We start from the raw sequence: 13619 nt of genomic DNA, 5'->3' as shown, positions 1-13619 counted from the left end.
CTTTATTTTTTACATTTGTAATAGTTAAAAAAGTTTGAAGCATGAAAGTTTGGAGTCGGTTGGTTTTTCTGGGAGTTGTTCTAATTACATTGGCGGGATGTCTGCGAGATGATGATGAGCCAATTGCTCCAACACGTCCGATAAGCAGACTATATATATCCACTTCGAATTTTAGCACGAATCCCGAGGTGGAGGTGATTGAAAATGTATATATAGTAGATCCTGCAGATGCAGAAGGTTTCAGTACAACCGCATTTCGTTACCGTACTGGAGCAATTGGTGGCTCTGCGATTTCTTATAGTCCCGATGCGCAGTTGCTATTCCAATCTGGGCTAAATGTTGATGTTAACTTCGCGGATAATAGCGTCCAAGTATTAAGTATTGATACATTGAGAGGTTCCCTGTCTCCGCAAGGACAGGTGAACAATGTATTGATAACGTCCGTTCGGGGTATAGCTTATCATCCTAGTAGTGATCTACTTTTTCTAGCGAATACCCGTCCTGCCGCCCAGCCTATTCCTCCTGCTATCAACCCACCCGGTATTAGCCCAACGTCGGTAATGGCTACAGTCGGACCTACCCAATCTGATGTATTTGTATATAGACGTCCTCGTGCAAGAAATCAACCCGCTTTGCCAAATTTTCGAATTCCATTTACAGACAAGATGGTAAGGGCTGTATTTATACATGATATCAGCATACAGCAAAATGATCGAAGAAACAGGATTTATTTTTCTACCGTGTCGCCAGAAAATGCACAGGCCACGATAGGTGAAGTTTTAGTATATAACGATCTTCCAGATCGATTGCTAAATAGTCCGGATTCCGTGCGAAGAATTAACCCCGATTTTACTCTTACAATTCCTACTGCTCGAAGTTTAACAGGTATGGCTTATTCTCCACGGTTAGATTTAATGGTTGCAACAGAAGCCCCACCAGCATCGGGTGCTGTGCAGGGACAAGGTAGAATTTTAATTTTCGAGAACTTCTCTACACATAGTGCTAATGCTCAAATAGCACCAGACCGTATTATTACGGGAACCCAAACACGATTAACTAATGCAGTAAGCATAGCCATTGACAATCGAGAGCGAGGAAAGTACATGTATGTCGCAGATTCAGGTTCTGGTACAGTAGGCGGCGTTGTGCTACGCTTCTTGATTACCAACGAAGGAAATGTAGAACCTGACGGCGTTTTAACTATTCCAAACCGAGTACCTGTAAGTATATCGCTTGACGCACGTGGTACAATTCCGGTGGATACTATAGCCACAAACGGAAGCAGCGGGGGATCGGCCAGAATTGGTCGGAGATAAAAAATAAAAAAGCATACATATGCTACGCAGAGCTATTATTGAATCAGTTCTAAAAGAAGCGATATGTCGTTGCGTTTCGTGCCGTTATCAATATGCTCGTACGCCGAGATCAGATTTCGGAGTACACGTTTAATAATGGCAGGATTGTCGCAAGGGAGTGTATATTCTCCAGATATTGGCAAATTCAGCTGTCTTAGAAAAGCTTGTATATCTTCCTCTTTCATGATTTGCCCACGATTAAATACGTTAATGTAGAACAACGCTTTTTGTGGCGTAGAATCATCCATGTAGGCCAACACAAAGTGTTTTGGTAAGTTTACTCCATATATAGGTAGATCCAACTTTTGAGCAACCAAAGCATAGATACAAGCCAGCGATATAGGGCTACCTTTTTTTGTCTCTAATACCTGATTGATGAAAGAATTCTGTGGGTCGTGGTAGTTACTGGTATTGCCAGATAGACCAAATTCCCGGAAGATAATGTTATTTAAAAATCTAACCTTTTCTACCGGACTCATGTCGTAGATCATCCCCATCCAAGCTGTTCTCCGCAGTTCCGCTAACTGATAGTACACCTGATCTTCATTCATATTAGGATACTGATAACGATTGATAATCATCAGGCCATCGAGTAGATCATCGCTATTATTTAGTTGCCAAAGCTGTAGTTCGTTTTTAATTTCATCGAACTGAATTTTATGTACGATGTTTTCAATGCGAGATTGAGCAAGCGGGTCAAAGGATTCTTCCCAAGATTCTTCGAGCAAAGGAATTACATCCGGTCCGCATGTAATTAGCTTGTGTTCAACTTGCTGAAAGATGTCTTGATCTGGATCGTCCAACAAGGATAATAAAGCGTTAAATTCTTTGTTGGTCATGCGTTGTGCTGTTTAGATTATTTCGGAGATACCAGCTTAAATCCTACGCCATAGACATTCTCGATCTTTACGCTATTGGATTTAGATAACACTTTCCTTAATCTAGAGATAAAGACATCCAAACTGCGACCTAGAAAATAATCATTGTCGCCCCAGATATGTATAAGAATCTCTTCTCGCTTCACAATTTGATTACGCTGTTTATATAAATACGTAAACAATTCCATCTCCCGTAGGGTTAGTGTGGTCGTAAAACCGTCTCCGATTGATATCGACAGCAATTTTAAGTCCACTTTTACATCATCGATGAAAATTTCGTTCGAAGGATGTTGCTGAGCAGCGTTTGCGTAACGCAATTGTCTATTCACAAAGTTGCGGATGCGTAACACCAACTCATCTACATCGAATGGTTTGGTCATATAATCAAAAGCCCCTAATTGCAGCCCTTGAATCTTATCTTCTTTCATATTTCTTGCCGTGAGAAATAGAAAATGAGCTTGCTCGTTAATTTGTCCGATTTGCTTGGCCAAGGTGAATCCATCGGTATCAGGCAATTGTATATCGATGATGCTGATATCATATTGCTCCTGTCCATACGCTTTCAATGCAGAGGCTCCATCCAAAGCCCAATTTACTTCGAAGCCCATCATTTCAAGGTATTGTTTGGTTACATTCCCTAGATCCGACTCGTCCTCCACATACAAAATGCGTGTTTTCATGCCTCTATATTACGAATTTTTAGGAATATCAATGACAAATTTACTGCCGACTTCGAGTACGCTTTCAACCTCGATTGACCAGCCATGTGCGATAACGCATTGTCTCACATAATATAAACCCAAACCCAGGCCACTTTTCGTGTTGGAAGCCGAACGGTAAAATTTTTGAAACACCAGTTTTAGTTCCTTATCTGCGATACCTTCCCCATTGTCTGATAAATGAATTCGCCAATAATTACCGTTATCGCTCAGCCCGACCTTAATAGATTTAGAGTTTTTATGGTTGTGCTTTTCGGCATTTTCCATTAGATTAGAAATCATTGTGGTAAAGAAAAATGGGTTCATCATAGCAGTACTTTCTTGATTCGTAAAATCAGAAAATTCGATATCCACCGCGCAATCACTGGTTTTTAATCGATAGTCATCCACCATTTCCTGAAGTAAGTTCCCAATATTTGTAGGTTCTTTCTGTAACGCATACCCGCTCATCGAAGTGATATCTAAAACCTGGGCAAATAAGCGTTGCAAGCGGCTCGATTGCCGTTGGATAACATCGGTTAGTGACAATAATGGTTTATTTTCTTGTATCATCGGCTGAGATTTCAATGTCTTATTCGCCACCTGTATGGTGGCAATTGGCGTGTTGAATTCATGCGTAATGCTATTGATAAAGTCCGACTTCATGTCGGCGAGACGTTTCTGTCTAATCCAGTTTCTGTAGGTAGCCAGATAAATTAAAATGATGGTAATAATCGCAAAAATTCCTAATAAAAATACCGGAGCGATCAGTTGGAGCAAGGCAATGGTACGGTTTTTTCGATCTGCAAAAAGTGCGAAAGATACTTGATAGCTAAAATCTTGCGTGCTGCTTACATTGATTTCGGATACCACGTTCTGTTTACGTAGCTGCTTCAGTTCGCCCCCGATACGGAACCCTTTCATACTTGGGATAGTACTTCGGTCTCCGGCAGTGATTGGCTCCGGACTATAAATATCCACCTTTCGGTCTCCCGTTAGGTTAACTCTCACCCGATTTACTACAAGGGCATATTCCCAATCGTTCCCTAGTTGAAAGGTTGTCTTGATTTGCTCGAAAACACTATCCATCGTATTGTTAGCCTTAAGATCCAACTCTAAATTATGTAATAGCGTGGCTACTGTATCTTCTAATTCTCGCTTATGGTGGCTTTCCAGGCTATCCAGCAGGTTTAGCTTAGGGTTAATGTGTGCATCGAAGATGTTTTGTCCGCCTGGATAAAGCTTATCATTACGAATCGCATTAGAATAAAACTCTTTGATTAATAGCTTCTCCGTGTTTTGATACTGCTGATCGTTAAGTATAAAGGTATTATAGGTAAGGTAAACAAGCAGGCTGATCAAGGTAATGAAACTAAAGACAGCCGCGATCTTATAAACCAGATAAATGGATGTGAATTTCATGTTCGCGTATAGCAATGTATGAAGGGAAATTATATCTGAAAACAGGCTGAATATACACAAAATCAATGGGTAATGATCTGGTGTTTAGTTTTTGTTAACAATTTGTTGGGGTTTCATTAACATCGGGATTAGGTAAATCCGATTACTTTTATTTCCAGATAGTTCACAGAACAATATCTTATCAGACACCTACATCTAAACCCATGTTAAATTATTTTAAACGCCAATCTGCGCTAAGCACCCTAACCTTAGGATTGTTTGCTGCGCTATTTCTGCCTGTTGTACTCCATGCGCAACAAATTCAAACAATTACAAAAAAAGGTTATACGCTACATTTTCTTGCGCAGAACCCTGATTTTGATATTGCACAACAAAAGCGACTGCAGGAAGTGTTTTTTACTAATTATCCTAAGTTGGTAAAAGATTATAATAAGAACTCGTTTAAGGAAGTATACATCACGATTGATACAGCTTATGATGGCGTTGCATATGCTCATAATGGTAAAATTGTGATTGCTCAAGCCTGGATGGAAAAGATGCCAGAAGATATTGACGTCGTAACGCATGAAGTGATGCACATCGTACAGGCCTATCCACCTCGAAGTGGACCAGGCTGGTTGGTAGAGGGAGTAGCAGACTACGTGCGCTATAAGTATGGTGTGAACAATAAGGCAGCCAACTGGTCTTTGCCAGCGCTTAAGGAAGACCACCGCTACACCAGTAGTTATCGGATAGCAGCACGCTTTCTGGATTGGGTAGAGACCGATAAGAAAAAAGGTGCAGTAAAGCTGTTAGATGCTGCCATGCGCAACAAAACGTATACACCAGAGATTTGGGTAAGCCTTACCGGTATGGAGCTGGATGCGCTTTGGGATGCGTATGTGGCAGCTAATAAAGTATAGAACAATTTTTTAGTATCTTCGAAATATGAACCTTCGTTATTTATTTTATTCCCTATCATTCTTGTTTTCGATAGGGGCATTATCTGCCCAACAAATTGACCAGGTGGAAAGACCTGAAGAATGGGTGAATACCTTGATGGGAACCGATTCTAAACCATCCATGTCGAATGGAAATACCTATCCGGCCATTGCTGTGCCTTGGGGCATGAACTTTTGGAGCCCGCAAACCGGTAAAATGGGTGACGGATGGATGTATACCTATGCTGCTGACAAATTACGCGGCTTCAAGCAAACACATCAACCTTCTCCTTGGATGAACGACTACGGTCAGTTTTCCATTATGCCAGGAAGTGGTACACCAGAAATCGATCAAGATAAGCGCGCTAGTTGGTTTTCGCATAAATCTGAAACGGCTAAACCTTATTACTATAGTGTTTACCTAGCCGATGCGGATGTTACGACAGAGATTACGCCAACCGAACGTGCGGCGGTATTTCGTTTTACCTTTCCAGAGAGTGATAGCTCTTTCGTTGCTATCGATGCTTTTGATAAAGGATCGGAGATTAAATTCATTCCAGAAGAGAATAAAATTGTAGGTTACTCCAGCCGCTATAGCCGTGGTAAATACGAGAACTTCAAAAACTACTTTGTGATCTACTTCGATAAAGAGGTTACCTTCACCAAGATTTGGAAAGACAGTGTTTACCAAGCTTCGTCTGCGCATGAAGCTGCGGGAAACCATACGGGTGCTATTGTAGGTTTCAAAACGAAACGCGGTGAGCAAGTGAACATGCGCGTCGCATCGTCGTTTATTAGTTATGATCAGGCGGAACTAAATCTTTCTCGTGAAGTCGGAGCTAAATCGTTTGTGACTGTTCATGATGAAGCAAAAGAGGCTTGGCATCAAACCTTGAGTCGTGTAAAAGTAGGTGGTGGTACACAGGATCAGTTGAAAACGTTTTATTCGTGTTTGTACAGAACGGTTTTGTTTCCGAATAAGTTATATGAGATCGACGCTAATAATGAACCGGTACATTGGAGTCCTTATAATGGTCAGATTCTCGCCGGCCGTATGTTTGGCGGAACCGGCTTCTGGGATACATTCCGTGCGCTATATCCATTCCTGAATCTGGTATATCCAGAGATCAACGTAGAAATGCAAGAGGGCTTAGCCAACGCGTATAAAGAAGGCGGATGGTTGCCCGAGTGGAGCAGTCCGGGTTATGCCAACATTATGGTCGGTAACAACTCTGCGTCTGTGGTATCGGATGCGCATATCAAAGGATTGCGCGGTTATGATATTGAGACCCTGTACGAAGCCTTGTTAAATGGTGCAAACAATGAAGGCCCAATGACCGCTGTTGGTCGTGCAGGTGCGCCGTACTACATTGATTTGGGTTATGTACCTTACGATGTCGGAATCAATGAAAATGCGGCCAGAACTTTGGAATATGCCTACGATGATTTTGCGATTTATCAATTAGCAAAAGCCTTGAAAAAGCCAAAAAAAGAGATCGAATTGTACCGCAAACGCAGTATGAACTATAAGCACTTATTTGATCCGGCAACTGGATTGATGCGTGGTAAAAATAAAGATGGTTCTTTCCAGTCGCCATTTAACCCATTTACATGGGGAGATGCATTTACTGAAGGAAATAGCTGGCACTATACCTGGTCGGTCTTCCATGATGTGGAAGGGTTGGCACGTTTGATGGGTGGACACCAATCATTTACCACTAAGTTGGATTCTGTATTCTCTCTTCCGCCGATTTTCGACGAAAGCTATTATGGTGGTGTGATCCACGAGATTCGTGAAATGCAAGTGGCCAATATGGGGCAGTATGCACATGGTAATCAGCCAATCCAGCATATGATCTATCTATATAATTATGCAGGCGAGCCTTGGAAAACGCAATACTGGGCACGTGAAACGATGGATCGTATGTATACACCTTATCCAGATGGATACTGTGGTGATGAAGACAATGGACAAACATCTGCTTGGTATGTATTCTCGGCATTAGGTTTCTACCCCGTGTGTCCGGCTACAAATGAGTACATCTTTGGTGCACCACTGTTCGATAAGGCAGAGATTACGCTCGCCAATGGAAATACCATATCGATAGCAGGAAAGGACAATAGTGCTGAAAACCGCTATGTACAGCAATTAAATGTAGATGGTAAAGCCCATGCGAAGAACTTTATTACACACGAACAATTGCTAAAAGGTTCGAAAATTGATTTCTCTATGGGAGCGCAACCGAATACACAACGAGGAACGGCTGCAGCGGATTTTCCTTATTCGTTGACGTTAGAAATGGAAGGAAAATATAAATAATGATAAACTTAGGTTTAGCTAAAAGAGTGCGCTGGCAGGAATGCCTGCGCACTCTTGGTGTTTTGAGCTTGCTGCACCTTGGTGGTTCGGCACAAGCGCAAGAGAAAAGATTGGTGGATTATGTAGATCCGATGATCGGGACGGCGAAGATGGGGCATACTTACCCCGGACCGACGGTACCGTTTGGTTCGGTACAGCTCAGTCCGGATACAGATACCATACCGTATGCCATGAATGGAAAATACAATGGTGATGTGTATAAATATTGTGCAGGCTACCAGTACAGTGACCCTACTATCGTCGGTTTTAGTCATACGCACTTTAGCGGTACAGGCCATTCAGATTTGGGAGATTTCTTGTTGATGCCCACCAGTGGTGCGCTCAAATTGAATCCAGGTACCGCAGATAAACCCGGTAGCGGCTATCGCTCGGCGTACAGCCATGACAACGAACATGCTGCGGCCAATTACTACAAAGTAAAACTGGATGCGCACGATATTACAGCGGAGCTGACGACCAGCGCACGGGTAGGACATCACAAGTATACTTTCAGTAAGGCAGGTGAAAGTCATATCATCTTTGATTTAATGCATGGCATCTATAACTACGATGAGAAGAATGTGTGGACGGTAGCGCGTGTGCTAGATGACCATACCATCGTAGGATATCGGCAGACGCACGGATGGGCGCGTACGCGCGTCGTACATTTTGCGATGAAATTTTCCAAGCCATTCCGTAATTATGGTACCAAGAACTTTGAGAAAGAGCAAGTTTATAAGGGATTTTGGCGCAAGTTCGACCAGACGGACAACTTCCCAGACATTGCCGGTACTAAAATTCGGATGCACTTCGACTTTGATGTCACGGCTGGTGAAGAAGTTCAGGTGAAATTGGCCATATCTCCCGTAAGTATGGACAATGCCTTAGCCAATATGGAAGCGGAAGTACCCCATTGGGACTTCGAACGTACGAAACGCGAAGGACAGGATTTGTGGGAGAAGGAACTAGAGCGTATTCAAGCTATATTGCCTTCGAAAGCCGATTATGTCAATTTCTACACCGCGATGTATCACGCGGCGCTGATGCCTACGGAATACATGGATGTGAATGGGCAGTATCGTGGTTTGGACCATCAGGTTCACCAAGCCGATGGTTTCACGAACTATTCGTCGTTCTCCTTGTGGGATACTTTCCGGGCTTTTCACCCGTATATGAACTTGATCAATCCTTCCCGAAACGCGGATATGGTGGCTTCGATGATGGCACATTATGATCAGAGCACATTGAAAATGCTACCAATCTGGTCGCATTACGGTAACGATAATTGGTGTATGAGCGGCTATCACAGCGTTTCGGTCATTGCAGATGCGGTATTGAAAGGTGTTTATAAAGGCGATGCTAATGCCGCGCTAGATGCGTGTATTGCGACCGCTAATTACCGCCGCTACGAGGGTATCGGAGATTACATCGATTTGGGTTATATACCCGATGAGAAAAATGGTACATCGGTATCCAACACCTTGGAATATGCCTACGATGATTGGTGCATTGCGCAGTTAGCCAAACACCTGAATAGGGATGCCGACTACCAAACATTTGCTAAACGCGCGGAGAACTGGCGCAATATGTTTGATCCATCTATCGGTTTTATGCGACCAAAAAATGTCGAAGGAAAATTCCGAGAGAAATTTGATGTCTTGGAAACTCATGGGCAGGGTTTTATAGAAGGGAATACCTGGAATTACAGCCTGTATGTACCGCATAATCCAGAAGGATTAATGGAATTGATCGGTGGCAAGAAGAAGCTTGCTACCTATCTGGATTCTTTGTTTACGATGCACTTGCCAGATGAGTTTTTTGCACATACAGAAGACATTACCCGGGAGGGAATTATTGGTAATTATGTGCACGGCAACGAGCCGGCGCATCACGTCGTATACCTTTATCAGTTAGCCGGTGAAGGATGGAAATCTCAAGAATGGATTCGTAAGATTCTGAAAGATCAGTATCATAATGGTGCAGATGGTCTCGGTGGAAATGATGACTGCGGTCAGATGAGTGCCTGGTATTTATTTTCCAGCATGGGCTTCTATCCGGTAGCTCCAGGTTCTCAAGATTATTGGTTAGGCAGCCCCTTGGTAAAATCTGCATCTGTGAAATTAGAAAATGGGAAAACCTTTGAGGTAACGGCTACCAATCAAAGCGATAAAAACGTATACGTACAGGAAGTACGCTTAAATGGTAAGCCTTTAAAAGGGTATATCCTCAAGCATGCCGATATCGTGAATGGAGGTAAGCTTGAATTTAAAATGGGAGCAAAGCCCAACAAAAAGGCATAGTACGATTAACTAGTTCTAAGAATGCAGGAAGCGGCATGAGATTTACTATTTCATGCCGCTTTTTTATACCATACTCGGTAAAAATACTGGTTTCCCGGGATACGATAGAAAAGCGTTTTCTTATCTATAAGCCTTATCTTAGGGTCTTAAACTGTTCCAGAGGATACTACTCCTCTTTAACCTTAAAAAAATAGATACCAATAGATATGAAAAAGATCATTTTTTTGACTGTCCTTGTTGGCTTGGCATATGGCTCGCAAGCACAGGTATTGAAAAAAGTACAACGAAGATTAGAAAATAAAGCAGAAAAAAAGATCGACGAGATGCTGGATTCGAAGAAAACCAAGCCTGCCGCTGGGTCAACGAATACGCAATTAGAAGGTGTGTTGGGCGGATTAAACCCCGGCGAACCATTTTTACGGGGCACGCAACTTATCTTTTCAGACGATTTGGCAAATGATGCGCCCGGTAGTATGCCTCGATATTGGCAGACCAATAGCACAGGGGCTGTGGTATCACTCAATGGTGTATCAGGCAAATGGCTTCAGCTTGCCGCACGTGCATCTTATCAATTAGACACCTTGCTTCAGCTACCGAAGAAATTTACACTTGAGTTTGATCTGCTCACACGCGCCAGCGAGGCCAGCGATTTGCGCGATATAGACTTTGGGTTTTCGAAGAACAATAGTACAAAAAGCTATATCTATGGCGTGGGCAAAGAGGTGAGTGTATATAGCAGTCTAAAGTATTATTATGAAACTATCACCACGGATGCGGGAAATAATAGCAGTACACTGCCATTTCCTTTGAGCAATTATGCGAATGCGACTATGCATATCTCGATATCGGTGGATGGTGAACAGATGCAGCTGTTTATAGATAGCCAAAAGGTACTAGATGCAGCGGTAATCGATATAAATGCACCCAAGCACTTCTTTCTATCCACTGATAAATACCGTAATGGTGCTCAGGCTTTTATTAGCAATTTCCGGGTATCGAGTTTTTAAGGATACGCCTACAAAAAAGCGCTATGAAGAGTGAACTTCATAGCGCTTTTTTAATGCTTTCTATTTAGTGACAGCTATTAATCTGCCTTTAACTGTCCATCCAACAAGTTGATGATACGATTGCCGTACTCTGCATTCTTCTCTGAGTGAGTTACCTGAATAATGGTGACACCTTCTTCATTGAGCTTTTTAAATAATTTCATAACGTCTTCGCCTTGTTGCGAGTTAAGATTTCCGGTAGGCTCATCTGCTAAGATGAGTTTCGGAGATCCCGCCAAAGCTCGGGCAATGCCTACAATCTGCTGCTGTCCGCCTGATAATTGATTAGGAAATAGATCTTTCTTGCCAACAATGCCAAAGCGGTCGAGCATATCGCCAACAATAGCTTTGCGCTCTGAGCCTGAAATGTTTTTATATATCAGTGGCGTCTCAATGTTTTCATACACCGTGAGCTCATCAATGAGGTGGTAGGACTGAAATACAAAGCCTACGCGCGATTGAAAAAGCTCCGCTCTTTTTCGGCTTTTAAGGGCATAAACATCTTCTTCCAAAAAATGGTAAGTACCTTCATCTGGCATATCTAAATTCCCCAATATATGCAATAGGGTAGATTTTCCAGATCCGGAAGGCCCCATTATAGAGATGAATTCTCCTTGTTCAATACGTAGGTTGATGTCTTTCAGTACAAAAGTCTTGGTACCTCCGACATTATACCATTTGAAAATATGCTTTAGTTCGATCATGTATGCAATGGCTTGTTTTGTAAAACATTTCCAAGGATGTGCCAGTGTCTTAACTCGTTGTAATACAGCGGAAAGAAGAAGGGTGTGATGTGGTTAATGTTCGGAATTGAACAGTAAATTGTCCAATTCCGAACAGCTAACGACTTTAGCGTGCCTTGTATTCTTCTAAACGATAAGCGATATATCCAAAATAGTTACCGCATAGTCGAAAGCGTGCGAAGCTCCTATTTCAGGGGGTGACTAACTCCTTCGAAGGTCATCTTGACCGGCTTAATCAAGCCTTGTTCATCAAAATGTAATTCTTCTACGCAGGTTACGCGGTCATGAGCACTGGTTTTTCCCAATGGACGACGGTGGTATACGATATAATATTTTTCTTCATTCGGCACTTTGATGACCGAGTGATGGCCTGCGCCAGTCGCAATTTCTGGATCCTGTTCTAAGATGGTGTTCACACGTTTGAATGGCCCAAATGGTGAATCAGCAATAGCATAAGCAACTTTATAATCTGGACCTGTCCAACCGCCTTCAGACCACATGAAGTAGTATTTTCCGTCTTTTATAAACATGAATGGACCTTCTACATAGTTCTCCGGGGTGACTTCTTTATAGTAGGTTCCGTCATCGAAAGGTAGTAGTCCGGTAAAGTCAGGCTTTAACTTCACCATATTACAATGTTTCCATCCTCCGTAGTACATATAGTAAGTACCGTCTTTGTCTTTGAATACAAATTGATCGATGGGCTGTGCACCGTTTACATTTTCTTGGATTAATGGTTTGCCGATCAAATCCTTGTAGGGCCCTTCGGGTTTATCTGCTACAGCCACGCCGATACCACCCACTTCACCAGGGTGTACGTCGTTTGCGCCAAAGAAAATATAGTATTTACCGTCTTTCTCCAGTACGGCTGGCGCCCACATGGCTTTGTTTGCCCACTTTACCTCATTATTGTCCAGAATACGGGAATGTTTTTCCCAGTTTACTAAATCTTTCGAAGAGAATGCGTCGAAGAATATTTGCTCCTCATAGGGAGCAGAATAGGTTGGGAAAATCCAGTACGTGTTGTTGTATACAATTCCCTCTGGATCGGCATAATTGCCCGGAAAAACAGGGTTTTGTTGTGCCAGAGCAAATGAGCTGCAACTGAGCAAAGCAGCCGCCATTAGAGAACTTAATTTATTCATGCTTTTTCGATTTAGCGTTTATATCATATAGGTAATTGTCTTCTAATATAACGCTTTTTTTTTGGATTGATGTATCGCATCTGCATGCAATGGAGATGGATTATATAGATTGTTTTCCTTCGGCGATTGCCGGGCCGCACTTGAAATGGACTTGATGAGCCTCCATAGCAAACGCGAAGCATGATAGTGCAGTACTAAACCTCCAGGTTTCGTCATTGCGAACCTGAGAGACGAAGGTGCGGCAATCCATCACCGAAGATAGTAAGTGCATGATCCATCAGGTTGTAAGGATTGCCACGTCGTACCTCCTCGCAATGACGGGCATATTCTAACTTATCCTTACCAGTGTTTTACTTCCGTCTCATATAAGTCGGACCAATTTGGATTAACCTCATTTATTAACGATTCTTTTTTTGCTCTACTACCTGCTTTAATTCTTTTTTCCTCTGCAATCGCATCTTCAATAGTGGAGAAGAAGTTGTAATATACCAGTTTATAGAGCTTATACTTTTTAGAAAATGAATTAGGAAATAAGCCGTGGATGTGCGCATATATTCTGCCTTGCAAATCGGAAGTCACCCCTGTGTATAATGTCGTGTGGGTATAATTAGTTATGATGTAAACGCAGCCGCCTCGTTCCATGATTAAAGATATTAATTTCTATTCTTTTTTCAGATCAGTTCTCTTCGAAGGTGCGGCAATCCATCATCAAAGATAGTAAGTGCATTAATCTATCAGGTTGTAAAGATTGCC

General features: G+C 42.4%; 11 protein-coding genes. 5 read left to right on the top strand and 6 right to left on the bottom strand.

The window, feature by feature from the left end; all coding sequences use genetic code 11:
* Positions 1–41 precede the first annotated feature (41 nt).
* Positions 42–1316, top strand: a complete 1275-nt coding sequence (locus M8998_RS09255; RefSeq protein WP_249992282.1) for a hypothetical protein — start codon at positions 42–44, stop codon at positions 1314–1316.
* 35 nt (positions 1317–1351) lie between these two features.
* On the opposite strand, the gene M8998_RS09250 is transcribed toward M8998_RS09255, so the two are convergent.
* From M8998_RS09250 to M8998_RS09240, 3 genes are read right to left on the bottom strand one after another with little or no spacing between them, the layout of a single operon-like run.
* Positions 1352–2194 (bottom strand): transglutaminase-like domain-containing protein, encoded by an 843-nt coding sequence (locus M8998_RS09250; RefSeq protein WP_249992281.1) that lies wholly within the window; start codon positions 2192–2194, stop codon positions 1352–1354.
* A 17-nt stretch (positions 2195–2211) separates the two neighbouring features.
* Positions 2212–2913: a response regulator transcription factor gene (locus M8998_RS09245; protein ID WP_249992280.1), complete on the bottom strand. Its 702-nt coding sequence runs from the start codon at positions 2911–2913 to the stop codon at positions 2212–2214.
* Positions 2914–2922: 9 nt separating this feature from the next.
* Positions 2923–4353 carry a sensor histidine kinase gene (locus M8998_RS09240; RefSeq protein ID WP_249992279.1) on the bottom strand — a complete coding sequence of 477 codons (1431 nt, stop codon included), beginning with the start codon at positions 4351–4353 and terminating at the stop codon, positions 2923–2925.
* 203 nt (positions 4354–4556) lie between these two features.
* Here M8998_RS09240 and M8998_RS09235 point away from each other — a divergent pair, with 203 nt between their 5' ends.
* The 4 genes from M8998_RS09235 (at position 4557) to M8998_RS09220 (ending at position 10939) form a co-directional block, all read left to right on the top strand.
* The gene (locus tag M8998_RS09235; protein WP_249992278.1) at positions 4557–5255 is read left to right on the top strand and encodes a basic secretory protein-like protein; all 699 of its coding nucleotides are present in this window, start codon (positions 4557–4559) and stop codon (positions 5253–5255) included.
* 25 nt (positions 5256–5280) lie between these two features.
* Entirely contained in the window at positions 5281–7593 is a 2313-nt protein-coding gene (locus M8998_RS09230) for a GH92 family glycosyl hydrolase (RefSeq protein WP_249992277.1), read from the top strand.
* Entirely contained in the window at positions 7593–9932 is a 2340-nt protein-coding gene (locus M8998_RS09225) for a GH92 family glycosyl hydrolase (protein WP_284040247.1), read from the top strand. The genes M8998_RS09230 and M8998_RS09225 overlap by 1 nt, the downstream gene beginning before the upstream one ends.
* Positions 9933–10138: 206 nt before the next feature.
* Positions 10139–10939, top strand: coding sequence for a hypothetical protein (locus tag M8998_RS09220; RefSeq protein ID WP_249992276.1), 801 nt, complete (start codon positions 10139–10141; stop codon positions 10937–10939).
* Positions 10940–11016: 77 nt separating this feature from the next.
* On the opposite strand, the gene M8998_RS09215 is transcribed toward M8998_RS09220, so the two are convergent.
* The 3 genes from M8998_RS09215 to M8998_RS09205 all read right to left on the bottom strand — a co-directional run bounded on the left by M8998_RS09215 (position 11017) and on the right by M8998_RS09205 (position 13508).
* Entirely contained in the window at positions 11017–11682 is a 666-nt protein-coding gene (locus tag M8998_RS09215; RefSeq protein WP_249992275.1) for an ABC transporter ATP-binding protein, read from the bottom strand.
* 224 nt (positions 11683–11906) lie between these two features.
* Complete coding sequence (locus M8998_RS09210) at positions 11907–12866, bottom strand: glycoside hydrolase family 43 protein (RefSeq protein ID WP_249992274.1); 960 nt, start codon at positions 12864–12866, stop codon at positions 11907–11909.
* 339 nt (positions 12867–13205) lie between these two features.
* Entirely contained in the window at positions 13206–13508 is a 303-nt protein-coding gene (locus M8998_RS09205) for a GIY-YIG nuclease family protein (protein WP_249992273.1), read from the bottom strand.
* Positions 13509–13619: the final 111 nt, after the last annotated feature.

Source organism: Sphingobacterium sp. lm-10 (assembly GCF_023554555.1).
Taxonomy (GTDB): domain Bacteria; phylum Bacteroidota; class Bacteroidia; order Sphingobacteriales; family Sphingobacteriaceae; genus Sphingobacterium.
The sequence above is the reverse complement of the archived record's forward strand: the minus strand, read 5'-3'. Positions and strand labels throughout refer to the sequence as shown.